We start from the raw sequence: 26,649 nt of genomic DNA on the forward strand, positions 1-26,649 counted from the left end.
CTAAAAAATGGCAAAAATTAAGCAAGTAACGCTAGATAGAATACCCGAGTATGTAGAGGTTGATAATAGGAAGACAAATTCAATTATTGTGAATACTGAAATTGAATTTCATCCTATAGATATATCTGGAGATATGGAATATTTATTACATGTCTTTGTTTATGATGTTCATGGGATAAATGATGTTCCTGTATTAATTGCAAATTGGGATGATACTGAAATATCCAGAGTGGTAAAAAATGATAGAGAGGATGATTTTTTATGTAGAGAAAGTCGACTGATAAAATGTAATGAGGTTACCAAAGAGCAAGTGACCATCAAGACCCCAATGTCTGTTTTGTTAGGCAAACTGCAAGGAAATACTTCTGTGTATACAAGAAAATTTAAAGTATTCGCTACATTGATTCCGGCAGTTTATCGGGCATCAAAATGGTCAGAAACTTTTGAATCCCATTTGGTATTTTGATTTAGATCCACTAATAGGAGTACAGATTAATTAATAAAAGAAAGATAGAAGATGAATGTATCCGAACAATTACTAAAAATACTACAAGACGAAGGAGTGAAACATGTTTTTGGTGTAGCGGGTGATGCACTCAATCCTCTAGTCGATGCCATAGGAAGACAAGATGTGATTAAATGGATAGGAGTAAACCATGAAGGAAATGCTTCTTATGCTGCGTTTGCACAAGGAGAACTAAATGGTAATTTCGGTGTTTGTGCCAGTACGGTAGGACCAGGAGCTTTACATTTAATTAATGGTTTGTACAACGCAAAAAAAGAGAGATCTCCAGTCATTGCAATAACAGGGCAAATTCCTATTGAACATTTAGGGACAAATTATCATCAGGAAGCAGATCTCAAAAAGATTTATGATGATGTTTGTGAATATCAGGCAATCATAAGATCACCAGAAGAAGCACCTAGGGTTATTTTAAGAGCCATTCGTATCGCGGTTAACCATAAATGTGTATGTAGAATAGAATTGCCAGCAGATATTGCACAAATGAAAGCCGAAAATGGGGACTATGTACATACAGTTTTTAGATCCAATAGTACTATCGTGCCAAGTTATCCTGAACTGGAGGCAACAGTAAAACTTATTAATGAATCTAAAAAAATTGGTATTTTAGCCGGAGCAGGATGCAGAGAAGCCAAAGACGAGGTAGTTCGCTTTTCGAACTTGTTAAAAGCACCCATTACACATACCCTAAGAGCTTCAGATGTGTTCGATCATACGATCAATAATGTTGTGGGGTTGTCAGGACTTATAGGAAATCCATCTGGTTATAAAGCAGTGATGGACTGTGATCTGTTACTGATGCTGGGGACAGACTTTCCATACACTGATTTTCTTCCTGAAAATACGAAGACTATTCAAATTGATATCAGACCAGAGAATATTGGCAATCGTTCGTCCGTAACGCTTGGACTTCACGGAGATATTAAAAGTACCATTACATCACTTATTGAGTTATGTGCAGAAAAGCTTGAGGATAGCTTTTTACAGGAGTTAACCGAAGAATTCGAAGAATGGAAAACTTCTAATGATCAAAAAGCCGATCCCGCTCGTGATATGGAGCCTTTACATCCTCATATTTTTACAAAAGGAATTAGTGATATTGCTTCAGATAATGCTATTTTTGCAATCGATACCGGAACGGCGGCTATATGGGCTTCTAATTTTATGAATTTCCATTCTGATCGACGGATTATTGGTTCATTTAATCATGGTTCAATGGCTGTAGGATTACCTGCTGCAATCGGGGCACAGCTCCAATTTCCTGATAGAGAGATTTGGGGATTGATAGGCGACGGTGCTTTTAATATGTCGTTACAAGATTTTTCTACTGCAGTATATAATAAACTGCCTATAAAAATCATAATATTCAATAACGCTCAACTAGGTTTTGTTAAAATTGAAATGGAAGAAGCAGGATTGGCGCCTAATTTTGATGCCCTAAGAGTAGATAATTTTAATTTTGCTGAATATGCTAAATTATGTGGAGGAGACGGGATAAAAGTTGAACATGCTAAAGATATTCTTGCCGCAATACATCTGGCAAAAAATGCTACAAAACCATTTATAATCGATGCCGTAGTTACCAACGCAGAATTATCTTTACCTCCAAAAATAGGATTTGAAGAAGCTAAAGGCTTTGGAATATCAAAAGTAAAGGAGCTCTTTAGAGCTTTTAATGGAGAAAAAGAGCAATGGGAAAATATTAAACAAGAAATCGAAGCATATTTTGATTAATAAAATTTAGAGCTCATTTCAATATATTGAAAAAACAATTTAATAATTAACTATAAATATTTTAAAATTAATATGGAAAAATTGGGGCTTACAGAAGAAAATTGGGAACAATTTGTAGCATGGATTTGGGATTTTGTACCCGGAGTAATTTCTGCAGTTGTAATATTTTTTGTGGGAATATGGATTATCAATGTTTTTAGTCGAGGACTTCGTAAGTTCTTTAAGAGAAAAGACTACGATGAAACCTTAGAGAGATTTTTATACGATCTTATAAATATTGGTCTTAAGATTTTATTAATTGTTTTGGTAGTTACCCAGTTAGGAGTGCAAACTTCTTCCTTAGTGGCTATTTTGGGTGCTGCTGGTCTGGCAATAGGTCTCGCACTACAAGGTTCATTAGCTAATTTTGCGGGAGGAGTATTAATTTTATTTTTTAAACCTTTTAAAATAGGCGACTTTATCGAAGCGCAAGGTGTTTCGGGAACTGTAAAAGAAATTTCAATATTTACTACAAAGTTGAATACTTTTGGTAATCAGTTAGCAGTGATCCCGAATGGTAAGATTTCTAACGGAAACATACTCAACTACTCTGCAGAAAATATGAGAAGAGATAAAATAGAAATAGGGGTTTCTTACAATAGTAATATAAAAGAGGCAAAAGATATATTATTGGAGCTTATTAATAGTCAGGATAAGGTAATTAAGGACCCTGCTCCAGAGATTTATGTGTCTGAACTGGGAGACAGTTCTGTAACATTATCTTTGCGATATTGGGCAATGAATGAAGATTTTTGGGCTATTCATTTTTATACTATCGAAGAAGCTAAAAGACGTCTTGAAGATAAAGGAGTTTCAATACCGTTCCCACAGAGAGAAATTAGAATGATTGCCGAGCATACTACAAACAAGGCGGTAGAGAAGGATGAAAATAAAAACGAAACCCAAAAGTGATTGAAAACCTAATTAATAAAAAATGTAATTATAGATATGGGAGATATACCCAACATAAAAAATGAAGATCAATATGAGGCGCTAAAGAATCAGGGCTACAGTAAAGAAAAAGCTGCGCGTATAGCGAATACTCCTAACAGTGGTAAAAAAGGAGGAGCTGCCAAAAAATATGAAGATCGTACCAAAGCAGCCTTGTATAATCAAGCAAAGGAAATTGGTATCAAAGGCCGGTCGAAGATGGATAAAGAATCGTTGATAGAGGCTTTAAGGAATAATTAAATTCGAATTATGAATTATGTAATCATTGCAATGCAGGTTATTGTTGGATTAAGTATTCTAAATGTTTGGCTTATCCAGAATAAAAAGGAAACAAAATGGCGAGGAGGTAATGCTTCTACTATTATTGAAGAATTTGAAACCTATGGACTTCCGAAATGGTCGTGTTATTTAGTAGGATTTTTAAAAGTAGTCCTTGCCATTTTATTGATAATAGCTATCTGGTATCCATTAGTAAAAGAACCATCTGCTCTTGGATTGGCATTTTTGTTACTAGGATCTATAGCTATGCATTATAAAATAAAAGACCCTCTATATAAATCTTTCCCGGCATTTTTGCTTCTAATTATGTGCACATTGATAGCTGCAAGTAGTCATATCAAACTTTATTTTTAAATAAATCCAAAAGTGAAAGCATATTTGCACATGCATTTACCTTTATAAAAGTGTAAAAAAGGCGATACAAAAGTGATCATGGGTATAAGACTTTTAGTAGTTGAATAAGCTTATAAGAGCTATTTTATACCATTTCTTCATCTGTTAGGATAAATCAAAGAAATCAAAGGTTTCTAAAAAGAAGAAGCCTATAATAAAGAAATATTGTTATCTCTTTATAATCTAAAGAGAATTGTTCGAAGATTTATGAATATAGCTGGAGTAATTTTCTTCTTGGTGTATATACATAAAACGTACGGTTTGATAAAAATTTAAAAGCTGTAGTATATCTAATACTTCAGCTTTTTTAATATAAGCGTTTAGCGCGTACATATTTCTCCAGAAGAAAGTAAGGTGATAATAATAGCAGGTTATTTCTGTTAGAAGTTACGAGCTAATTGGTTTATACATCGCTCAGAAACCTTGTTATAGCTGTATTTACAGGATTGTATAAAACTATCTGAAAATTGTGTAACGGATTGTCGTCTATTGTTTTGGATATTTGTGTAAATGTAAACGCGATTGATTTAAAACACCTTTAAAACGAAGCCAAAATTAAGGGACTTGTAAATTATTAAAGGAAAACATCTTTTTCAGGTAGTTCCATCGTTTTAAGCGCCAATTTGGCGACAGATCATCATCAGGTATCGTATAACAATGTATTGTTATGCAAAACAATCCAACAAGCTCACCGTATAATTCTAAACTTAACATTATGATAGTTCTACAAGAACCTCAAGAAATAACTCATTTTTTTTATAATCTAAATGATCAGCTTCAAGGCAAATTATCCCAAAATTTTGGGGAATACGTAATAAAAGTTAACAATGCACTCGTAACGGGTACTGTCAGGGGAATGAAAATTCAAGAACATAAGATTTTCTTAGAGTTCGATTTACGATGTCATGAAGAATTTTCGCTAGAATTGACTGATTCTAACTTAAATCCTGTTCATTTTTTATATAGTCAAAAGGATCAAAGCTTGGTTAGTTTTACAGGTGTAACTAATCAATATTCCTTAGAAGAATTCCAAACAGCAATCATTTATAATAAATTTAAAAATTCTCAGCTTCATTTTCATAAAAATTCTCACGTAAAAATATGTGTTATCTCTGTATGTGCTCCCGAAAATATTAACATAGCTTCTCCACTTGTCCTAAACATACATTCATTATTTACGAATAACTTGGCAGAAGGGGCATTTGTATATTTTGGATCATATAATTTAAAAATTGATACTCAAATTTCAAAATTAAATGAAGTGACGGAAGAAGGGGTTATTAAAAAGTTATTTATAGAAGGGATGGTGCAATTGATTCTGGCTATGGAGATTCAGCATCATCAAGATGATATAAATTCTAATATTCCTGTTTTTGATTCGCTTTCAAAAAATGAACTTAAAATTATCAAAGATCTTTGTAAGCAGATTAAGGATCAAGCAGATGTACAGTATTCTATTGAGGCGCTAACACTTCAAACAGGTATATCCGCTGCAAAATTACAAACCGGATTCAAACACCTTTATGGTAGAACTGTGACTGATTTTATTAAAAACACTCGATTAGAAATTGCTGAAAATTTAATTAAAACTACCGATTTGAATATTTCTGAAGTGGTTTATAGTGTCGGGTTTAGCAGTAGAAGCTATTTTTCGAAGATATTTAGAGAGAAATATGGATGTAGTCCAAAAGTTTTTCAAGATAATGTCAAATACAGAGCAGTTTGCGCTTAAATTGATTTTAGTATACACCCTATTAAGTAAAAAAAAGAGCAGGTTAAAATTACCTGCTCTTTTTCTGTTGTTAACGCTAGTTTTAACTATATCAAACTTCTTAGTTTTTCAATAGGTTTAAAAGTTTTTCTGCCACTTCTTCAGAAGATGCTGGATTTTGTCCTGTAATCAAATTTCCGTCCTGTACAGAATACGACTGCCAATCATCAGCTTTACTGTATGTGGCACCATTTTCTTTTAACATGTCTTCAACTAAAAACGGTACTACATTGGTTAGTTCCACAGCTTTTTCTTCACTATTTGTAAAACCGGTAACTTTTTTTCCTTTAACCAAATACTCTCCGTTTGCTGTTTTTACGTTTTTTAATGCTGCAGGAGCATGACATACCAATCCTGTGGGTTTATTATTTTCATAAAATGACTGTATTAAATTAATAGAGTCTTGATCATTGGATAGATCCCACAAAGGTCCGTGACCACCTGGATAAAAAACGGCATCATAATCTTTTTCATTAACTTCAGAAAGCTTCAGCGTTTTGCTGAGTTTTTCTTTTACTTGATTGTCGTTATGAAATCGCTTTGTAGCTTCAGTTTGATTTTCGGGTTTGTCGCTGCTAGGATCGATCGGAGGTTGCCCGCCTTTTGGAGAAGCAATAATAACCTCAGATCCTTTGTCGGTTAAATAATAATAAGGTGCGGCAAATTCTTCAACCCAAAACCCAGTTTTTTCTCCAGTATCGCCAAGTTGGTCGTGTGATGTTAATACAAATAAAACTTTCATATAATTTTTTTTAATTAATAAGTTTTCATTTTATCTTTCCTTTTTTGCAATTGATCGTTGAGATCTCGAATCGTTTCGGTAATAGCTTCTTCAAAATTTGTTTCATCAGATGAAGCGTACAACCTTGGACCAGGAGCACTTAATCGAATACCGCAGACGTGCCCGGTATTATCATCTCTATTTTCTTTTTTTAGAAATATGTCTCCTCGAATTACAAACGGATATTTTTTGGATAGGTTATTTAATTTTTCTTCTACAAACGATTCTAGTCGATCACTTGCTGATACATTTGTATATTCAAATACTGTTTTCATATAATTTTTTAATTTTAATTAGAAGGCTTTTTTACGACAACGGGTTCTATTGGTTGATAAGTTGACTTTAACTTTTTATATAAATCTAGTTGGGGTTTTGTTAAAATATCACCCATATCTTTACTTTCATTAGCATAGTTTAATTTAAGTTCAGTAATTTTTTGTTCAGTTTGCAAGTTACTGTTTCTTATTTTTTTTGCATTGATCAAATATTCTTCCACTTTAGTCTCAAAGAGCAGTATTTGTTTGCCAGTTAGCCCTAATTGATCGTTGTACTTTTGAGTAAGTTCCTTAGCTTCTTCTTCGAGCTTAGGGTCTTCCATATTTTGAGTGATTGGATTTTGTGCCAGAGCTATTGCGCTCATAGACAAGGCAAATGCTATTACTAGATTTTTCATAATAATTATTTATATGTTAGTTTAGTAGATATAATTCTTACTGTATTTAGGACAGGACAATTGCTAATCGTCTGAGGCGATAGCCCCTGAAGTTGAAGAGTTTAACCCTGGTTCATTCATGTAATCACCATTAAAAGTAAACTCTCGTTGCAAGAGTCTCGTTCGAGTTGCGGGACTTTCATCTTCTCTTAAGTCTTCTGGTAAATCACTTACATCTCCTCCGTAATATCCGACGGCAACTGCAGTAGCTACGTGATATTCATCAGGAAATCCAAATTCTTTCTTAGCCTTTTCGTAATGTACACCGGCCATTTGATGTAAAGCAATACCAAGATGTTGTGCCTGTGCTGTGACGTTTCCCATAAATAAACCTAAATCGTGCAACGCGTGAAAATTATCTTTCCCTTCTTCTGTTGTTTTTTTGTATGCATTTAGCAAAAGTACAGGTGCATTACTGGCCCAAGATTGATTAAATTCATCTAAGCAGTTAAATATTCTTTCGTATGTTTTACTGCCTTTGAGCCCCCAAATCACTCGCCATGGTTGTCTGTTGTATGAGCTTGCTGCCCATCGTCCGGCTTCAAAGAGAGACCTGAGTTCGGGTTCAGTAATTGGTATATTTGAAAATACTCTGGGACTGTATCTTTCTTTTAAAATGGGAAGAATATCAAATTTAGTAGTGTTTTGGACTGTTTCTTTCATATATCTTTTTATTTTAAAGATACTTTTAACTAAAGAATAGTATTAACTCAAAACAATTAGTCCTTGACTCTTATACTGTATGGGTAGTTTTGATTCAATAAAAAGAACAGAATTTTTACTTTTTATACCTAAGTTAGAAAGGTAGATTGATACAAAAATTCTTGGAGCCTCAATCGATCAATTGCGTAACTCCTCATTGACACACTATTTATGTCAGATTTTTTTTGGTTTTGTGATTTTCCGGATTTTCTTTCTAGCATTTCTTAAAAATGCTTTGCTCCCAAATTTCTTTCTTCGCAATCCTGGTCTTTGTATGTTATCTTTATTTTTCATTTAGGTTTTTAAAATTTATTATTGGTTTTAAAAGAAGTAATGAGGTCTAAAATAATATAATTCGAATTAATTAATAAAAAATAATGGACATTTTTCAATGTCCAACTTTTCGATAATTATCCAAAGGAGTGATTGATCATGTAAGTAAAAAACTTAATGCCACGACAAACATACTGATAGAGGTGATGGCCAAAATCAAAAATGATCTTATCATAAAATGTATTCTCTTTTTTTCTTCAGATTCCATGTGTTATTTTATCGAAATATTGCATATCTACTAGCACTCGGCAATTCTTTTAAGAACTTGAAAAGTGGATTAAAGTAAATGTTAAAAAATCGGTAATAAGTATCCATAATTGTGTTTTTAGAATTAGATAATGTTTTTGTGTTGCTTCTCGTCAGAAGTGTATCACTTACTAACTGGTCTGTTTTTAAAATTTATAACAAATTTTTCGTAAAACTTTTATTTATAAAAGGTAATTAAGATAAGAAGCCGTTGCGACCATTTGAGAGACGAAATTCTTTATATATTCTTTAACTTACAGCGTATAACGTCGTTTTAATATATGAACCAAGAGGGATTTGTCAAGTGAATTAACGGGTTTTAACTGTTGAAAATGTTTTTTAACTTAAAAAATTGTTAAAATTATTTCTAAGGATTAAGTTATTTAACATTGTAGCCAAAATTTATTAAAGTCATTAGATAGTCTAAAAATGCGATGAATTTTTAAAAATTTTGATTTTATGATAAAAAAAAAGACCGATTCATAAGGAACCGGTCATATTCTAAGTACTGTAAGAATGTAAATTTTATGAAGGTTTTGACCAGGCAGTAAACATCCAATGTCTTTTTTCTAAACGTCTCATAAACTGTGTTGCTATTTCTTCAGTAGCAGAATCTCCTGCCTCCAAAGCCGAAGTCATTACATCGAGCAGAGAATCGTGTAATATTTGAAAATCTTTCAGCGCTTCTTGTACCATAGTTAACGGTGTTAATTCTCGCTCAATTTCTTGGATGCGTGATGCTTTGAGATGTTCTTTTAACGTCTTTTTTGGTTTTAAACCAAAAACACGTATACGCTCCGCTATAATGTCAGTTTGTAATTTCACCTCGTTATACTCAATTTCAAATTGTTCATGAAGTTCGAAAAAATCACCTCCTTCTACATTCCAATGAAAGTTCCTTAATTTGTGATAATGAACGATATAATTAGATAAAAGTCGATTTAGCGCTACCACAATTTCGGCAGTTTCTAAGTAAGTAAACCCTAGTTTTTTATACGATTTTTGTGTTTTATTTGCTTCTTTCATATCCATTTTTAAATCTATAATTATTTGATAATAAATTATTTTAATTTCAAATTCTGAATGTGAGTTTTTACGCCATTCAGAAAGTAATGATTTGGTTATCAGTTAATAGTTGCTGATTTGTCATTCTTAGCAAGATAAAAGAATACGCACTGTAGTATTAACGTATATGATATTATTGATATCGCAAACGAAAAACAGGATCAAAAAGTTTGTGAGGATCTAAGAATAGGAATGATGCTATTTAATAAAAATCAAAAACCCTATATAGCAAAATATAGGGTTTTACAAATTATCAATGATTATAAGAAGTCTCAAATTATCATTGATAAAATCATATCAATATTATTTTAAAGAGGTATAAGCAAACTTTTGCCCTCCGATAGATGCATCCACCATGAGTCCTTTTTTAGGAATAGCAAATACAGCAATACCATCTTTATATTTGGCATTAACAGCTGCTCCTGATTTTAAAACCACGGCAGATGCTTCGGCAGCAAACTCAAAATTACCTTCTTTAAATTCTTTGAGTGCGGATTCGGATTCAAAAAAGATAATTTCTGTAATTACTTGTCCACCAGCTTGAAGTCCTACATTTAATTTTTTCAAGTCAGCCATACCTACCACAGTACCGTTCTGAAAAACGGCTCCGTTTCCTGATGCTCCACCTACTATAAAGCCTCCTTTGCCAACATTTGGAAATATTACGTATCCAGCAGAATCATCAAAGAAGCGGTCTAATACACTATTTTTTTTCAATAATTCCTGTTTTGCCTTTTGGGCATCATTGATAATTTCCTGATCTTTTTTGTTTTGAGAAAATACCCCAAACGTTATGAATAATATCATAAGAATGGTTGATGATTTTAGAGTTTTCATGATTTTAAATTTTAAATTCTTCTAAAATTATTGAGATTTAGAAACCAGTAGTAACGCAATCAATATATTAATAAGATTTTAACGATACATACGGGTTAGAGAGCTTTTTTGTCTAAATAATTCAGAAAAACTACTTGCATTGCGGTAAAATTTAAGACTGTTTTTAGAAAAAGCAATTGTTTTTTATAGAAGTGTTTTTTGATAGAGCACATTTTAAAGAATTCCTTTTAAAGTAAGATTATTAGTGAGTTAATCTTTGTTTCTTTTGAGTCAAATAATTTATCATAAGTTATGTATCTATGGAATTAATACGATAAAAAATGTGATGTAGACCTGTTCATTTCATTATCACAAAACAGGATACATTTTAACGGATAAAAAAGAAATGATTATGGAAATTAAAAAACTGAAATTTACTATCGATACCACTGACAAAATATTCTATACTCACGTAGCAAATCGAAAGGCCTATATAAGATATCGAGAAGCTAGACCTGATATTCTTGATCTGAGAGAAACGTTCGTGCCCAAAGTAGCAAGAAACGAGGGGATAGCTAGTAAATTAGCTAAATATGCATTAGAATATGCAAAGTCGAAAGAATATTTGATAATACCAACATGTTCTTTCATCACTGATTTTCTTCAAAAAAATGAAGAATATCAATTTTTGATACATAAGAAATAGCAGTATAACATTTCGTTTGATTTTTAGTAAAAAAGCCAAACTAATAGCTATGACTGTTATTAAAAAACATGTTTACACAATTAATTTTGCACAATATGTAAAATCTTTTTCGATTTTTGATATGAGCTTACTGTACTTATGTGATTAAGTTATAATGTAGCCCTTTTTTTTATAGAGCTTTAGACAAAAGCTTACAAAGCTCTTATGAGTTCTCTGTACTCAACAGGAGCGCAACTAAAAGCGTTATAAAAAAGTTCGTAAAACGCACTACGTGTGGTAAACCCGTTTTGATATGCGATATCTGCTATAGTTAAATTAGGATTTTTCATCAATTTTGTAATGTTGTGTAGTTTTACCTTCTCTATTAGAGTAGGGATATCACATTTAAAAATATCTTTACAGCCAACACTAATTTTCTCTATTTCCATACCAGTTAACCTAACTAAACTTTCCTCGGATAGTTTTTTTCCAAGATTTTTAGAAATGATTTCAGGAATTTTGGCGATTTCTTCATAAACGAGATGATTTGGATTGCTGTTATACTGATAAATTAAAAAATGCTGGATATATGCATATTTTAATTCTTGTATAAAGGCATATTGTAAAACATCAAAATTTTGATGAAGCTTATATTTATTAATGGAATCTATTTTGTTTGCAATCTGTTTATCATAATAAAAGTTTTCTGCATAACTTATTGTACAAGTATCTTTCTTCCAATATTGTTTTAAAGATTTTTCTATAGGATTTTTGGAGTTATTTTTTAAACTTTTGATATCAATGCTCAGAATTGCAATATGTTGGTCAATGATGCTAGCTACACGAAGCGGGATGTCCTCATCACTTTGATTTTGTAAAAAGCTTACATAAAAAGGTTTGCATCGTAACTCTTGTGAGTTCCCAAATTCAATACTAAAATCAGAATGATTACAATAAATAAAATGTAATGCTTTTTTCTGTAAAGTACGAGTTATCGCTTCTGGATCTGAGCAATTTTTTTTACTAAAATTCAAATAAATAACATCTTTATCAGATTCTTTAGGGGATCGATCATTGTTTACTACCAAAGCAGAATTTAGAGGAACATCTTGATTTGGTTGCGAGTTTGATGATGTGTGAGAAGTTCTTTTCAAGTTAAAGAAGTTTTTTATAATTTATTGCAATAAATGACAACACTATGAAAATTAAATAAGTAAGTAAAAAGACCATGAACATGGAAGAATCAGAAAAAAGGATTAGCAAAGCCCATCCAATTAAATATAAAATGAGTAAATAGGGTAATGATTTATTCATAAGGTTGGTTTTAAAAGTTATTTTTTTGTCTTAACCTAGTATTAATGACACATAAAATGTCTAGAAAAGTAGGTTTATGAAATTAAGACAGAATTGGTTTAGTAAAGATATATATTGAATAGGCTCATCATTTATACAATTTCACCCTTAACTTACATTATTTTGTGTTTTGAGATAAAATAGTATTGCATTTATGCTGTATCGCATTTTTTTCTGAGCTCTTATTGTATAAGTGAAACAATACGTTTTCTGCATAATATTGGTGTTTTTTCTCAAATGTGTTATAACCGTAGACATTGCATTAAAAAACTGGAAAGAGATGAACATTAAAAAGTATATTGCAGAAAAAGTTAAAATTATACCGCATATAGTTCATATATTTATAATGAACTTGTTTATTTTTACCAAAAAATAGTACCAAATCTTATATTTTATGCTTTGATATTGTATGCCTCAGATTTATTAAAAACCAATAAAGAAAAGAAGTTTTAATCTTTTCATAGAAAAAGTTCTAATTCTGATTAAATGTTTTAATAATGAAAATACAAGTAAAATTTGATACTTTAGAAATTTGTAATAACGCATTAAAAGATAAGCTCGATTCGCTAAAACTGAAATATAGGTTAAATACATTTGGCGAAGTAGAAATATTAGAATCTTTAAGTCAGGAAGAGCGTGAAAATTTATTCGAAGTGCTTAATACTGGGGGGGTAGAAACTGTTAGCAATCATCAGATGATACTAGTAGATAAGATTAAAAAGTTAATTGTGGATCTGATTGAAAGTGAAACCAGTAAGGAAAAAGTTAACTTTTCAGAATATCTAGAGCAAAAATTACCGTACTCTTATGCCTATTTATCTCGAATTTTTTCGGATTTAACACATATTACTTTAGAGAAATTTATCATACTCAAGAAAATCGATTATGTAAAGGAACTACTAATTGAAAAAAACCTAAGCTTATCTGAAATTGCTTATAAACTTAATTATAGTAGTGTTGCTCATCTTTCAAATCAATTTAAAAAAACCACAGGCTTCAGTCCATCTAGTTTTGTAGATCTAAAACACCAACTTAATACACGCAAATAAATCGTATTTAATGAATATAGAGACTTTAAAAATTTTACTTGCTGATGATGACGAAGACGATAGAGCATTGTTTGAAAAGGCAATAAAGGAACTCGGTCTTCAAACCGACCTAAAATTGTTTATTAATGGAATGGAGTTGATTAAGTATTTGCGTCAGCCTGATACTGCTTTGCCAAACGTATTATTTTTAGATTTAAATATGCCTACGATGGACGGTTTTGAATGTCTTAAAGAGATCAAAGATGACCCTGGTCTAAAAGGTATTACTGTGGTGATTTATTCTACCTCTTCTTCAGAAAAAGATATAGAAGCAACATTTTTGAACGGAGCCAATATTTATGTTAATAAACCAACTAATTTTAATGATTTGAAAAATATTTTAAAAAAAGTATTAACTATTGATTGGCAGTATCATACATCTAATTTAAACCGAGAGAATTTTTTGTTTCGTTTATAAAAGAATTAGTAGTGTCATTATTTGATAATGGTATTTCAACAGGGTTCGTGGTAAACTGCACAAAAATCTTTTAAATTTCACAATTTCAATACGCGTACAAATGTCTAAAGATTTGAGAATTTTTGTTATTGGAGCATCTGCTGGAGGACTCAAGGCAGTAAAGACCATCTTAGTGGGCATACCACAGGGACTTAACGCAGCTTTTTTAGTAGTTGTTCACAACACCTTTAAATCGTCAAATTCATTTTTCAAAGTATTAGCGAATAAAATCAATCTAGAGATAAAAGAAGCAGAGAATCACCTTTTGATCGAACCGGATACGGTATATGTTGCGCGACCCAATCACCATTTATTTGTTAAAAATGATAATAAAATTGTATTATCTAAAGGCCCTAGAGAAAATCTTTTTCGTCCTTCTATAGATGTTCTATTTCGCTCGGCCGCTGTGGCTTTCAAAAATAGATGTGTAGGTATTTTGTTGACTGGCAGACTAAATGATGGAACAAACGGATTAGTTGCTATACAAAAATGCGGTGGATTAACGATCATCCAAAACCCAGATACTGCTGAGTTTGGGGATATGCCACTTTTTGCAAAAAGTACAATTGATATTGATTATATCGTTAATCTGGAAGATATGGCTGGAGTACTCCAGAAGATAACCGAAGAAGAGATTCCTGTAGAAAAAGAAATTCCGTTATCGATAATTAAAGAAAACGACATCGCTATGCGTTTTAAGAGTCAGGTGGGGTTACAAAAGGAATTAGGTCAGCAAGTCCCGCTAAGTTGTGCAGAATGTGGAGGACCTTTATGGAAAATGGCTGATTCTGATCCAGAGCGATACCGTTGTCATGTAGGGCATTCATTTACCCAGGAAGCGTTAGAGCAATCGCAGGAAGCATCATTAGAAGAAGCTTTATGGGTTTCTATTAGAACATTAGAAGAAAAGAAAACGCTGTTACGTAGAATGGCTGATGAATATGATAGAAAAAAAATGACGTCTTTATCCGCTTCCTATGCAAATAAAATTGAAGAAGTAACAGAACATATTACCAATATAAAAGCTGTTTTACAATTAAATGATTAACTAGTAAATTGTATTACAAACTTTAAGAAAAAAAAGAAAGAATCAATTATGTATATTGTTGGAGTAGGGGCATCAGCAGGAGGATTGGATGCCTTATCAAAATTTCTAAATCAATTTAATGGTACCAAAACTGAAATAAGTGTTGTTATCGTTATGCATCTTAGTCCCGATTACAAAAGCGAATTAGCTGCTATTTTGAACAAACGTTGCAAATGGCCTGTTCTCACGGCAGAGAATAATATGCAGATCAAACCTTTTCAGGTGTATGTAACTCCTCCAAATCATCACATCCATATAGAATCAGAAACCCTGGTATTAGAGAGCTTATCAAGAGATTATACTTCCTCACCATCCATAGATAATTTTTTTATTTCTCTATCTAAGGAAAAACAAAAATATGCTATTGGCATCATTTTGTCTGGTTTTGGTAGTGATGGCTCACAAGGTATTCAGTCTATAAAAAAGCATTTGGGTTTTACGATCGCCCAGTTACCAGAGACCTGCGAGCATAAAAATATGCCGACAGCAGCTATTGAAACTGGTAAAGTTGATGCAGCATTGCCACCAGAGCAGATGTTTGATGAAATTATTCAATTTATTAATAATAGTAAGGCAATTGCCTCTAGTGAGAATAAGAAAAGTGCTGTGGACGCAATTTTTGATTTACTCGAAAAAAGATCCGGAACAGATTTTTCGATGTATAAGCCTACTACCATTATGCGTCGAATTAATCACCGAATCAAAACACTACAATTATCGACCATACTAGAGTTTTATGAGTTAATTAAAGAAAACCCAAGAGAGTTAGATATTTTGTTTGATACTGTCTTAATAGGGGTTACCGAATTTTTTAGAGATTCTGAAGCTTTTGATAGTTTGAGAAAACAGTTAGAAAACATGCTTCAAAATAAGGAGTATGGAGATTCTATACGAGTTTGGAGCGTTGGGTGTGCCACAGGCGAAGAACCGTATTCGATAGCCATACTGTTACACGAACTTTTAAGACAAGAAGTAGGACATTATCATATTCAGATCTTTGCATCAGATATAGACGAAAGAGCCATTAATTATGGTAGAAAAGCAATTTATAATAAAGAAAGTTTGATCAACTTGCCAAAGGAGTGGATTGATAAATACTTTGATAAGAGAGATGAATTGCATTATGAATTGAATAAAGAAATAAAACAACATTTATTATTTACAAGACACGACATAACCAATGATCCACCTTTTGTTAAATTGGATTTGATAGTTTGCCGTAATTTGCTTATTTATTTTAATAATAATTTACAAAAACAAAGTTTTCAAATCTTTCACTATTCACTGAGGCCTAAAGGATTGCTATTTCTGGGAAAATCCGAAAGCGTAAGTGTTGCCGCCGATTTATTTACAAAGGTTAATAAAAATAAAATTTACCGTAAAGCAGATGCATCCCTTGGATATCAGTTAAAATTTTCAAGATTTAGAAACAGGAACCAAAACACACAAGGTGACGAGCACAACAACAATACGCAGGATATGAGTATTGTTGATATAGCCAAAGAAACTTTATACTACAAATTTGAACATCCCTTTGTCGTTATAGATGAACAATCAGAAATTAAAGAGGTTCACGGTAGCTTACGACTTTACTTAGAAATCAGCCAAGGTGCAATGAATGTCAATTTGCACAAAATGGTCAATCCAGAATTACAGACTGTCATCAAAGCTTTGCACTCTCAGGTTAAAAAAACCGGAATTTCTCATACAAGCCATTTGGTGAAATTTAAACTGTATGAGCAAGAACATTATGTGAGGGTTAAGATTATTCCGTTGGTCTACAGAATTAGTGAAGTGCAGTTTTATATGGTCATATTCGAAAAGATCGAACCCAGCGAACGGCATCTGGAATTGCATAAAAAATTAGAAACAATCGATTTCGAAAATCTTCGAATAAATGAACTAGAAGATGAACTTTCGTCTACAAAGGAACATCTACAGGTGTTTACCGAAGAACTAGAAGCTACAAATGAAGAGTTACAAACGATCAATGAAGAGCTACAATCAGCTAATGAAGAGCTGAAATCCAGTAATGAAGAATTAGAAACCAGTAATGAAGAATTACAATCGGCCAATGAAGAATTGAATACGGCCAATAATGAATTGAGGCTCACCAATGAATTAATGATTGAGAAAGAAGAAGAGCTGAAAGCTGAAAAAAATATAAGTGAGAAAAATGAACTTATTTACCGAACCATTGCAGAAAACATACCGAATGGAACAGTGGGTATTCTTAATGATAAGTTTGAAATTGAATATGTAGCTGGGCAAGGTTTAGACCAATTAGAAGCAGACGAAATAGTAGGAAAATACATGCCTGGTATTAATCCATCAAAAGAAGAAGAGAAACGACTTCATAAGCTGTGCGCCGATACATTACAAAAAGGATCAGGTAGATTAGGAGTTAGTTATAACGATCGTTTTTATGAAATAAAAACAGAGTTATTCAATTTTTCTTTCGACGATGGTGAAAAAATTCTATATCTGGTACAGGAAGTTACAGAAACTAAAAGAAGCAAGCGTATTCTGGAAACGGCCTTAGAAGCAGCAGAACTCATTGTTTTTGAATATAATTTTGAAGAAGATAGTTATCGTAATAATAAGGGGCTTTGTGAATTTCTGGGATATCCTTCAAACAAAAAACTCACCGAGAATGACCTTGTGGCAAAGATTCACCCTGAGGACATTATTATAAGAAAAAGAAGTTTAAAAAAGGCTGTTAAGACTGGTAACATATATCACGAACTTAGATTGATAGTAAAAAATATAACTAAACATGTAAGAGTAAAAGGTAAAATTATTTTTGATGAAAATAATGTGCCGCTGATAGCAGTAGCCAGTATATTTAATATTACGAAGGACAAAAAATTATTATACCGTATTCAGGAAAGTGAGCAACGGTTTAAAACGATAGCAAGTGCAGCTCCATTAACCATATGGATCACCGATAAGGATAAAAACTGTACCTATATAAACGAAACCTGGCTTAACTATACAGGAAGTAAACTTGAGGATAACCTGGGCGATAAATGGCTAAATTTTCTGCATCCAGAGGACAAAGAAAAGGCAATGGCCTTGTTTGCAGATGCCTCAAATAAGAGGCAACCGTATTCTATGGAATATCGGGTAAAAAAACATGATGGTACGCACGAGTGGTATTACAATCGTGGTATTCCGATCTATGATGATGATAATAATTTTCAAGGTCTGATAGGTTCGAATGTCAATATTAATGATAAGGTAGAATTTACTAATGAGTTAGAAAAGAGAGTGTTTGAAAGAACCAAGGAGCTTACAGAAGCGAATCAAGAGTTGACCAGACTAAATATGAACTTAGAAGAATTTGCGTATATGGCAAGCCATGACTTGAAGGAACCGCTTAGAAAAATAAGAACATTTAATTCGCTCCTAGAATCCAATGCAGCGGATAAAGAGGCTTTTGTGCTATATACAGAAAAAATTGAGAAATCTGCCGAACGAATGACGGATTTAATTAATAATATTTTGGAGTATAGTAGAATTGAAAAGAAAGTTGCAAAGAGGGAAACGGTCAATCTGGATGAGCTTTTAGAAGAAGTTATTTTTGATTTGTCAGTGCTTATTGAAGAAGAGAAAGTAAAAATAGAAATTGATGCATTAGGGGATATACAAGGAGCACCCGTTAGGATATATCAACTATTTTCTAACTTGATAAGAAATGGTATAAAGTTTAACAAAGAGGTTCCGGAAATTGAAATTTATGCAAAAATTATTAAAGGCGGTATGCTCCCTAAAAGATTGAATGCCAATAAAAAACTTGCATTTAAATTAATTACTTTTAAGGATAATGGTATTGGACTTGATACTGCTAAACGTGATTATATTTTTAAACCTTTTAAGCGGTTAAATTCTAGAAGCGAATATGCTGGAACAGGGATTGGACTCGCTATTTGTAAAAGAATAATGGATCTGCACGAAGGGTATATCGATGTTGAAAGTACCGAAGATAAAGGAGCTGAGTTTAAAGTTTATTTCCCGATCATTGAATGATCGGGATTTATAACGAAAAGTTATTCTACATGTGTTAGTTGATTTTTAAAAACTTCAAATAAATCTTTATAATTATTTGGCTTTTGTATGTAAAAATCACCACCATATTCGTGCGCTTTTTCTATATCCATATAATTATTTGATGTCGTAAAAACTACTACCGGAAAATGTTTGAGACGTTCAGTGTTTTTTATTTCTTTAAGACATTGAAAACCATCTATTGCAGGCATATTTAGATCAAGGAAAAGTATGTCAGGCAATTCATTGGAGGTATCATTTAGATAATCCATCAATTGCTTTCCATTCTCCTTTACTGCTATAGCAATATTTTGACTAATTTCGTTGATAATTCGAGAAAATAACTCACTATCATCTGGATCATCTTTTGCTAATAATAAAAATAATCGATCTTGATTCATTATTCTTAATTTATATGATAAGGTATAACTCCGGCGATCAACTAAATGGTCAAACCCTTGATTTGTAAAATCAGAAAAAAGATAATAAAAAAAGGGAAATATCACACTATGAATTGATCATAAATGATTGTTAATTAAGTTGTTTTTTCTAAGGGAACTGAGTTTTTTTAAGAAAAATATAGTTTCTAAAGAGTTTATTAATTGAGGTTTTCCAGTGTTTTAAGAATAATTTTTATAACAGAAAGAGGGTATCTATTGAAGAAAATTTTAAGGAGAATTTTCCCTTATAAAATTTAGTTAATTTGCTGTACAAAAATTAAGAGGTGTTTTTGGGTCAATATTCTTATCTTTTAGGTCAATTAATAACTAATAAATCTAGTTAATTGAAAAAAAAAGAAAATGTTCTATAAGCTTTCAAGTGACATAAAATTGGATTTTCTTGAGGAAGAATTTGGTGTTCCATTCAAGTATCCCAAATTATATGAACAAACTCCTATAATCAATGGTTTCAATGAAGAAAGCTTATCTGTCATTACAAGTAACGATCCAGATCAGGTATCTTATGCGATATGGGGGATGCTTCCTGAAGGTTATGAAGACACTTGGGAATCGTTTCAGGATAGCAAAAACACTTTGAATACAGATATTAGTACCGCTGGATTTGAAAAAGTAAAACATTATAAGAGATGTCTTATTTTGGTATCTGGTTTATTTATTTTGCGTGTTCATAATGGAGAGTTGTATCCTTATTATGTTTATTTGCAATCTAAAAAGCCATTTAGTTTGGGAGGGATCTATACTAGATTGGATGATGGTTTTCTAACGTGTTCTGTAATCGTAACTTCCTCTAATAACTTCATGTCAAAAATTAATAATTTGAGTACAACAATGCCGCTCATCGTTGAAAACCATCATAGAGAAAAATGGTTAGAACCATCGACTCCAACAAAAGATATCAAAGAAATTATGGAATTTACAAAAGATATTGATTTGTGTGCTCACACAGTTTCTAAAGAGTTCTATAAAAATAACATCCTTTTTGAGAATGTTCTAGAATGCGTATCTTATAAAGGCTTACCTTCTTACTACGATAAAGAAGGATGTAATAAAAGTGACTAAAAAGACTTTTTTTATACTATCTGTTGCTCTATACCACGCTTAACAAGGTTTGATAATAATTATAATCGGATTGTAAAAAAATCAGAATAGCTTTAGGTTTGCGTCATTTTTTTGTATGATAAGATTCCAATAATTTTTATAGGTATCGTTTTTAATCTTCAGAAATATCCGATTAATTGTTGTGATGGACGTAGTATCCAACTAAAAAAACATAATATTTTTACTTAGAGGAACTATTATATTTCATTAATTAGCGATTAAATAACTATAAACAAGTTTAGAACATATGAATATCCAATTATCAGGCAGAAGATGTAGTGTTTTTTCGTCTGCTACCAATGCATAGTGTGTTTAATCTGCACTTCGACCTGTGCTGCCAGCATAATTTGGTTATAAAATAAGCGTAAAGGGATTACTGATCTGCATAGATCAATATTTTGTTGGAACAAAGTGTATAGTTAATAAGCAAATAAGATAATAATGATTATTTTATTTGCTTTTTTTCTCTTTGATAGTATCCTTGTCCAGGCTTGGTCTTTTATTTTTTGATTTTGGTTTCCCTAAATCAGTTAATGGTTTTTCTTCTTCTTTTCTTTCAAATTTCTTTGCCATGATATAAAATTTTTAGATTTAAATTATTTAAAACAGTTTCTTTCTTATGAATCAAGATCAATATTTGCGGCGTTAGAATGCTGCTCCTCAGGTATAGATTTAAAAAAATCCGCAAGTTCTAGATTCCCTGAGGGACCGTATCCTGCAAGCACAATACCTTTAGAATTGTCTTCCATTTTTACAACATATAGAATAGACATATCATTAGGGTTGCTTGCACCTTCAAAGCGATGCTCAGCAACTACATGTACTTGTTTAGGATTGTATTCATTCTTACTTTCAGAATTGAATAGTTTTCCATCCTTAAAAATAAAGTTGGCTGTATATCCTTTATCCTGATATATCGTAATATATTCTTTTTCGCTTTTAGTGTTAGATAAATTCATTATTGTAGTTGTTTTTTATTGAAGTAAAATCGTAAAATTAATATGCTTTTATTTTTAAAGTATGAACGATTTTTTAAAGCACGGTTTAAATATGTTGAATTATTTAAACAAGGATTGACGCTATCGAAAACAATCATAATGCTTTTGCTAAAAAAATGCGTAATTATAGTTTTTTCTTGTTTTTTTGAAGTATCGATAACGAAATCCTACAAACCAACTTTGGAAAACGTATGATTATTTTGCAATTAATGTTTTGTGATAATATTATGATATTTAAGCTTTTAGAATGTTCATTACAGCTAAAAAAATTCTGGAAAACGTTAAGAAAAACAAGGAACTTTTTTAAATTATAGAGATCATAAAAAGAACCACTTAAGAATGAAAGTTACAACCGATATCATAAAAGAAATTAAACCTCCAAAAGAATTCATCTCAATTCAAGAAAGATTGAATGGCACACTTCTTCAAAAACAGGGTGGTTTTGAATTGATCCCTGATCCTGAAATTGGACATGGAAAGATTAAATATACGTATATCCAGCCTGGGCTGCATTCTTTGGATTTTAATGTAAAGATGGGTAGAGACATTAAATTACCAATTAATGCTTTTTCTACAGATGAATTAAACTTCATATACTGCCTAAAAGGATCGTGTTTCTATCATTTTCAAGATTCAGGTCAACCTTTAGAGATAAAAGAGTTACGCTCTGCAGTAGTCCACAATAAAAAAGAACACCAAGGTCAGGTTCATATCAAAAACGGTAAAAATTTAATTTTAAACTCGATATGTGTAAATAAAAGTGAATATCGTTATCAATACCAATCCATTCAAGATCATTTTACAAGGAAGTTTCAGATTTTAATAAGTGATATTGATAAAAAACCTAAACGTTTTTATCAGGGGAATTATAATTTTTCTATTGCACAACAAATAAAATCAATTGATAACCAGGATTTTAGAAATTTAATGCCAGATTTACTCTGTCATAGGGGGAGATATCTAATCATCTTAGCAAAACACATAGAACAATATTTTTCAGAAAAAAATGATAAGCATAACGATAGTGGATTATTAAAGGAAGAATTAAAAAAAATCACCCGATTGGGTCAACATATTATGCAACAGCCAGAAAAATCACATTCAATTAAAAGCTTATGCAAACGATCGGGATTGGCACCTTCGAAACTTCAGCAGGGCTTTAAATTTGTTTTTGATTGTACGGTCGCAAGTTATATAAGAGATATAAGGCTAGAAAAAGCAGAGCAACTGCTTAGAACTACAGATCTTAATGTGTCTGAGGTAGTGTACTCCATTGGTCTTACCAGTCGAAGTTATTTTTGTAAAATTTTTAAGAGGAAATATAGGTGTACCCCAAAAGAATACAAAACGAAGCCACAGAAAGATTAAACGCTACCTTCAAGAATACAAAAGTAAAACCTTTAAAGAGAAAAAAAATAAATTTTCAAAAAACAAAAAAGTCTTACTTGTGAAAGTAAGACTTTTTGTGAGCCCGATAGGATTCGAACCTATGACCGCCTCCTTAGAAGGGAGGTGCTCTATCCAGCTGAGCTACGAGCCCGTAACTCTCTAATATTAGTCGGGGTGGCAGGATTCGAACCTGCGACCTCCGCGTCCCAAACGCGGCGCGATAACCGGGCTACGCTACACCCCGAAGTGTAACTATTCAAAAATTCAACCATTAAAATACTAATAATAATTGAAATAATTGCGGAGAGACGGGGATTCGAACCCCGGCAACACTTACGCGTTGACAGATTAGCAATCTGCTCCATTACCACTCTGGCACCTCTCCTAAATTCAGAATTTGTTATGAACTTAGCATTAATATCTCAAATGCGGATGCAAATGTAGCTTTTATGACTCTACAATGCAACATTTTTTTGTCATTATTTTTGTTTTATTCACTATGTAATTTTAAAAAGTTGAAAATCAGTTTTTTCCTTACTAGTAGATAAATAAACAAGCGCTAAAACAGTTTAAAATTAAACGTTTCAATCAAGAATCATATATTTGTGTTACTTGACCTAATTATATATTGTATGAATCTCAATAAAAAAATAGCCGCAATGCAAATAAAACACATCTTACTTTTTTTAATGTTTATAAGCACATATTCGTTTGCCCAGAAACCTCTTCTTTCTGAGGACTTTAATTTTAAAATAGGGGAAAAGTATAAAAGGATTAAGAATCTCAATGCATATTACGTAGCTTCTGGAGACAGAATGGTGGCTGTCAAAAAAGGTCGGAACGATATGACAATCCAACGTTTTTCTCTAAAAGACCTTAAAGAAGAAGTTAAAAAAAGACAGGTTATAGAGGACAAAGGAGATTTTCAAACAGTTATGAACCTGAACGGAAAAGCAGTGGTGTTCTATACAGTAAAGGATAAAGCTTTTGCTCAAAAAATATCACTAACCGGGATCATAGCAGAGAAACCTGTACTTGTAGGTAGCGATAAAGACAATATCACAAATGATGTAGGTTTTAAAAGCACGTATGGTTTTGATGCGGGTGGAAGAATTAACAAATTCGTTTTTAAAAAATCTTTTGACGGCACAAAATTACTGGTACTTTTTAGAGTTAAAACCGCTGATGATAAAGCTGATAAGATAGGCATCAGTGTATATGACTCTAATTTGAAGTTACTGTGGAGCAGAAAAGTAAGATTGCCATATGCTAATAAATGGTTGGAGAACGAAGATTTTGCAATTGATAATGAAGGAAGTTTTTATATGACTGCGTCGGTATTTAACTCCAGAGCAGAGGAAAAGAATAAAGAAGAATACACCTACAGGACAGAGGTTTTTAAAATAAAGGAAAGCCCCAAAGAAATTGTTAAAAGTAAAATTGAGCTGCCTGGTAAATCAATAATGGATGCTGTCATTGGGTTAGATAAACAAGGTAAGATCAGGGTTTCTGGATTTTATGTTACTGATACTAATAAAATAGAGATGTCAGGTTTGTTTTCAGCTATTTTGGATGAAACAGGTCTTGTGAATTCAGTTGTAAAAACTGATATTCCGACAGAGATAATAAAACAGTATGCATTAAAAAGAGAAGAACGAATTAATGAGGGAACTCAGGATGATAAGGATAAAAAAGATTTTGAAAACATTAAAGTTAATGACATCCTTTATAATGAAGATGGTAGTTTGGTCATACTAGGGGAACAACGGTATGTAGAATCTTTTACAACATCCAGTTCTTCTGGATCCAGAACAACATATAAATATTTTTATAGAGATGTGATCGCGTCAAAGCTGTCTTTAGCAGCGCAGGTGCAGTGGTTCCATAAATTACCAAAATATCAAATGGGCGCAAGAGGGAAACGAAGTATGTCATACATCAACTTTAAAAATAAAGGAAAGCATTACCTTTTTTTTATAGATGACTTTACAAATCTTAAAAGGTCTTTTGATGAATACCCAACAAGATATTTTGATGGTAAAAAAGAATTTTTGTATTTAACTTCTTACACTATTGATGACGTTAGTGGAGAGGTGATTAAAGAACCTATTCTTACCGGAAGTGATATTAGAAATTCACGTTTGGACAACTTAGAAGTATATAAAGCTGCTACATTACCAAATCAGGATATGATTTTTGAAGCTTATGATGGTAAAAAGAATAATTTGCTGTTGAAGGTATCTTTGGCTGAATAAAATATAGCATAATAATATTGACATAAAAAAGGGAGGCATTTGCCTCCCTTTTTTATTTTATACGAATTATAAGACCTTATTATTCAGACATGTTTTCTTCCATTTCTACAAGCTTTGCCACATTTCTTACGATATGACTATGCTTTTTTACAAAAGGGTTGGTTTTATCCCAAACATATCCGGCAAGTACCGCACAGATTTGCTCTTTGAATTCTTCATTAGGTTTATCGTGAAAAATAATCTTTTGTAAGTTTCCGGTATACCATTCTTTTACATAGGTAGTAAATACATCAACTCCTTGTCTCATGTAATCTACAAAATCAGTTTGCCAATCAACTTCTTCATTATTCAGTTGTTTGATAGCTAATTTAGCAGATAAAAGACCTGTCTCAGTTGCAAAAGATACCCCTGATGAAAATACAGGGTCAAGAAACTCAGCGCTATTACCAGTTAGGACGAAACCATCACCAAATAATTTTGTTACATTTTTCGCAATATTTTCAACTTTATAAGGCTCGAACAAATAAGGAACATCCTTAAATTGTTCATAGTAGTAAGGAGAAGTTTTCATCATTTCTTGTAAAACTTCCGTTTTATTTCCTTCAAATTTATTAATCCATTCCATCGGCCCTACAAATCCAATACTTGTGTTTCCATTAGAAAAGGGAATGTACCAAAACCATACTTCGGTTTCGATGATTTCAAAAGTAATTGTTGTTCCTTCAACACCTTCAGGACGATTAACATCTTTGACCTGGGTAAAAATTGATCCATGTTCTGCAAGTTTAGAAGGTGCTTCAAGTCCTAGTTGTCGTGCGATCACACGACCAAAACCGCTAGAATCTATAATAAATTTAGCGTCAATCTGGCTTTCAGAACCATCTTTGTGCTTTACGGTTGTTAGTGAATCGCTACCGTTAAATTCTACCTGAGTAACTTCAGTTTCAAAATCAACGTTAACACCTTGTCTAATAGCTTCGTCTATAAGGGTCTTGTCAAAATGATCTCTAGGTACCTGCCAAGTCCAATCCCAACCTTCTCCATATTTTTTGCTGAAGTCAAAACATCCATGAACTCCATCTTTAATAAAACGGGCGCCATGTTTTTTTTCGTACCCTTGCTTCATTAGACAATCCAGAAGACCAGCTTCTTCAAAATTATCCATACATCTAGGGATCAAACTTTCTCCAACTTGGAATCGAGGGAATTTCGTTTTTTCCACTACCTTAACATTGACCCCCATTTTGTTAAGATAGGCAGCACTCACACTACCTGACGGACCAGCACCGATAACTAGTACATCTACATTTTCTTTTTTCATAATTTTTAAAGGTACATTAAATACATTACATTTGCCCTCTGTAAAAATAAAGAGTAAACTTGAAT

Annotated in this window: 25 protein-coding genes and 3 tRNA genes; 14 read left to right on the forward strand and 14 right to left on the reverse strand. The window is 32.2% G+C overall.

The window, feature by feature from the left end:
- The first annotated feature begins 7 nt into the window (after positions 1–7).
- From ACWGOQ_RS07085 to ACWGOQ_RS07110, 6 genes are all read left to right on the forward strand, one after another.
- Positions 8–466 carry a hypothetical protein gene (locus ACWGOQ_RS07085; RefSeq protein ID WP_452057256.1) on the forward strand — a complete coding sequence of 153 codons (459 nt, stop codon included), beginning with the start codon at positions 8–10 and terminating at the stop codon, positions 464–466.
- 51 nt (positions 467–517) lie between these two features.
- Positions 518–2,257 (forward strand): thiamine pyrophosphate-dependent enzyme, encoded by a 1,740-nt coding sequence (locus ACWGOQ_RS07090; protein WP_452057257.1) that lies wholly within the window; start codon positions 518–520, stop codon positions 2,255–2,257.
- A gap of 72 nt (positions 2,258–2,329) precedes the next feature.
- Positions 2,330–3,208 (forward strand): mechanosensitive ion channel family protein, encoded by an 879-nt coding sequence (locus ACWGOQ_RS07095; protein WP_452057258.1) that lies wholly within the window; start codon positions 2,330–2,332, stop codon positions 3,206–3,208.
- A 36-nt stretch (positions 3,209–3,244) separates the two neighbouring features.
- The gene (locus ACWGOQ_RS07100; RefSeq protein WP_452057259.1) at positions 3,245–3,487 is read left to right on the forward strand and encodes a DUF7218 family protein; all 243 of its coding nucleotides are present in this window, start codon (positions 3,245–3,247) and stop codon (positions 3,485–3,487) included.
- Between the two features lie 9 nt (positions 3,488–3,496).
- Positions 3,497–3,880 carry a DoxX family protein gene (locus ACWGOQ_RS07105; protein ID WP_452057260.1) on the forward strand — a complete coding sequence of 128 codons (384 nt, stop codon included), beginning with the start codon at positions 3,497–3,499 and terminating at the stop codon, positions 3,878–3,880.
- 754 nt (positions 3,881–4,634) lie between these two features.
- Positions 4,635–5,651 (forward strand): helix-turn-helix transcriptional regulator, encoded by a 1,017-nt coding sequence (locus tag ACWGOQ_RS07110; protein ID WP_452057261.1) that lies wholly within the window; start codon positions 4,635–4,637, stop codon positions 5,649–5,651.
- 100 nt (positions 5,652–5,751) lie between these two features.
- On the opposite strand, the gene ACWGOQ_RS07115 is transcribed toward ACWGOQ_RS07110, so the two are convergent.
- The 6 genes from ACWGOQ_RS07115 to ACWGOQ_RS07140 form a co-directional block, all read right to left on the reverse strand.
- Positions 5,752–6,432: a type 1 glutamine amidotransferase domain-containing protein gene (locus ACWGOQ_RS07115; protein ID WP_452057262.1), complete on the reverse strand. Its 681-nt coding sequence runs from the start codon at positions 6,430–6,432 to the stop codon at positions 5,752–5,754.
- Positions 6,433–6,446: 14 nt separating this feature from the next.
- Complete coding sequence (hpf, locus tag ACWGOQ_RS07120; protein ID WP_452057263.1) at positions 6,447–6,746, reverse strand: ribosome hibernation-promoting factor, HPF/YfiA family; 300 nt, start codon at positions 6,744–6,746, stop codon at positions 6,447–6,449.
- A gap of 14 nt (positions 6,747–6,760) precedes the next feature.
- Positions 6,761–7,144, reverse strand: coding sequence for a hypothetical protein (locus tag ACWGOQ_RS07125; protein ID WP_452057264.1), 384 nt, complete (start codon positions 7,142–7,144; stop codon positions 6,761–6,763).
- Positions 7,145–7,207: 63 nt separating this feature from the next.
- Entirely contained in the window at positions 7,208–7,846 is a 639-nt protein-coding gene (locus tag ACWGOQ_RS07130) for a nitroreductase family protein (RefSeq protein ID WP_452057265.1), read from the reverse strand.
- Positions 7,847–8,989: 1,143 nt separating this feature from the next.
- Positions 8,990–9,490, reverse strand: a complete 501-nt coding sequence (locus tag ACWGOQ_RS07135; RefSeq protein WP_452057266.1) for a Dps family protein — start codon at positions 9,488–9,490, stop codon at positions 8,990–8,992.
- A gap of 342 nt (positions 9,491–9,832) precedes the next feature.
- On the reverse strand, positions 9,833–10,366 hold the full coding sequence (locus tag ACWGOQ_RS07140; protein ID WP_452057267.1) for a lipid-binding SYLF domain-containing protein: 534 nt from the start codon (positions 10,364–10,366) through the stop codon (positions 9,833–9,835).
- A 391-nt stretch (positions 10,367–10,757) separates the two neighbouring features.
- Here ACWGOQ_RS07140 and ACWGOQ_RS07145 point away from each other — a divergent pair, with 391 nt between their 5' ends.
- The gene (locus tag ACWGOQ_RS07145) at positions 10,758–11,051 is read left to right on the forward strand and encodes a GNAT family N-acetyltransferase (RefSeq protein WP_452057268.1); all 294 of its coding nucleotides are present in this window, start codon (positions 10,758–10,760) and stop codon (positions 11,049–11,051) included.
- 191 nt (positions 11,052–11,242) lie between these two features.
- On the opposite strand, the gene ACWGOQ_RS07150 is transcribed toward ACWGOQ_RS07145, so the two are convergent.
- Complete coding sequence (locus ACWGOQ_RS07150; RefSeq protein ID WP_452057269.1) at positions 11,243–12,184, reverse strand: helix-turn-helix domain-containing protein; 942 nt, start codon at positions 12,182–12,184, stop codon at positions 11,243–11,245.
- A 696-nt stretch (positions 12,185–12,880) separates the two neighbouring features.
- On the opposite strand from ACWGOQ_RS07150, the gene ACWGOQ_RS07155 reads away from it, so the two are divergent.
- The 4 genes from ACWGOQ_RS07155 (at position 12,881) to ACWGOQ_RS07170 (ending at position 19,044) form a co-directional block, all read left to right on the forward strand.
- Positions 12,881–13,432 (forward strand): helix-turn-helix domain-containing protein, encoded by a 552-nt coding sequence (locus ACWGOQ_RS07155; protein ID WP_452057270.1) that lies wholly within the window; start codon positions 12,881–12,883, stop codon positions 13,430–13,432.
- A gap of 10 nt (positions 13,433–13,442) precedes the next feature.
- On the forward strand, positions 13,443–13,889 hold the full coding sequence (locus ACWGOQ_RS07160) for a response regulator (RefSeq protein ID WP_452057271.1): 447 nt from the start codon (positions 13,443–13,445) through the stop codon (positions 13,887–13,889).
- A 100-nt stretch (positions 13,890–13,989) separates the two neighbouring features.
- Complete coding sequence (locus tag ACWGOQ_RS07165) at positions 13,990–14,976, forward strand: chemotaxis protein CheB (protein ID WP_452057272.1); 987 nt, start codon at positions 13,990–13,992, stop codon at positions 14,974–14,976.
- A gap of 48 nt (positions 14,977–15,024) precedes the next feature.
- The gene (locus ACWGOQ_RS07170; RefSeq protein WP_452057273.1) at positions 15,025–19,044 is read left to right on the forward strand and encodes a CheR family methyltransferase; all 4,020 of its coding nucleotides are present in this window, start codon (positions 15,025–15,027) and stop codon (positions 19,042–19,044) included.
- Positions 19,045–19,064: 20 nt separating this feature from the next.
- On the opposite strand, the gene ACWGOQ_RS07175 is transcribed toward ACWGOQ_RS07170, so the two are convergent.
- Entirely contained in the window at positions 19,065–19,463 is a 399-nt protein-coding gene (locus ACWGOQ_RS07175) for a response regulator (RefSeq protein WP_452057274.1), read from the reverse strand.
- Between the two features lie 399 nt (positions 19,464–19,862).
- On the opposite strand from ACWGOQ_RS07175, the gene ACWGOQ_RS07180 reads away from it, so the two are divergent.
- Complete coding sequence (locus tag ACWGOQ_RS07180; RefSeq protein WP_452057275.1) at positions 19,863–20,582, forward strand: SOS response-associated peptidase; 720 nt, start codon at positions 19,863–19,865, stop codon at positions 20,580–20,582.
- Between the two features lie 489 nt (positions 20,583–21,071).
- Here the strand turns inward: ACWGOQ_RS07180 and ACWGOQ_RS07185 are convergent, their stop codons facing one another.
- Positions 21,072–21,194 carry a hypothetical protein gene (locus ACWGOQ_RS07185; protein WP_452057276.1) on the reverse strand — a complete coding sequence of 41 codons (123 nt, stop codon included), beginning with the start codon at positions 21,192–21,194 and terminating at the stop codon, positions 21,072–21,074.
- Positions 21,195–21,238: 44 nt separating this feature from the next.
- Positions 21,239–21,580: a hypothetical protein gene (locus tag ACWGOQ_RS07190; protein ID WP_452057277.1), complete on the reverse strand. Its 342-nt coding sequence runs from the start codon at positions 21,578–21,580 to the stop codon at positions 21,239–21,241.
- A 378-nt stretch (positions 21,581–21,958) separates the two neighbouring features.
- Between ACWGOQ_RS07190 and ACWGOQ_RS07195 the strand changes: the two genes are divergently transcribed.
- The gene (locus ACWGOQ_RS07195) at positions 21,959–22,987 is read left to right on the forward strand and encodes an AraC family transcriptional regulator (RefSeq protein WP_452057278.1); all 1,029 of its coding nucleotides are present in this window, start codon (positions 21,959–21,961) and stop codon (positions 22,985–22,987) included.
- Between the two features lie 98 nt (positions 22,988–23,085).
- Here ACWGOQ_RS07195 and ACWGOQ_RS07200 read toward each other — a convergent pair.
- From ACWGOQ_RS07200 to ACWGOQ_RS07210, 3 genes are all read right to left on the reverse strand, one after another.
- A tRNA-Arg gene (locus ACWGOQ_RS07200) sits at positions 23,086–23,159 on the reverse strand.
- Positions 23,160–23,177: 18 nt separating this feature from the next.
- A tRNA-Pro gene (locus tag ACWGOQ_RS07205) sits at positions 23,178–23,252 on the reverse strand.
- 57 nt (positions 23,253–23,309) lie between these two features.
- Positions 23,310–23,393 (reverse strand) — tRNA-Ser (locus ACWGOQ_RS07210).
- Positions 23,394–23,640: 247 nt separating this feature from the next.
- Here ACWGOQ_RS07210 and ACWGOQ_RS07215 point away from each other — a divergent pair.
- Positions 23,641–25,263 (forward strand): hypothetical protein, encoded by a 1,623-nt coding sequence (locus ACWGOQ_RS07215; protein WP_452057279.1) that lies wholly within the window; start codon positions 23,641–23,643, stop codon positions 25,261–25,263.
- Between the two features lie 79 nt (positions 25,264–25,342).
- Here the strand turns inward: ACWGOQ_RS07215 and ACWGOQ_RS07220 are convergent, their stop codons facing one another.
- On the reverse strand, positions 25,343–26,584 hold the full coding sequence (locus ACWGOQ_RS07220; protein ID WP_452057280.1) for an NAD(P)/FAD-dependent oxidoreductase: 1,242 nt from the start codon (positions 26,582–26,584) through the stop codon (positions 25,343–25,345).
- Between the last annotated feature and the right edge of the window lie 65 nt (positions 26,585–26,649).

The organism is Aquimarina ulvae (assembly GCF_053613295.3).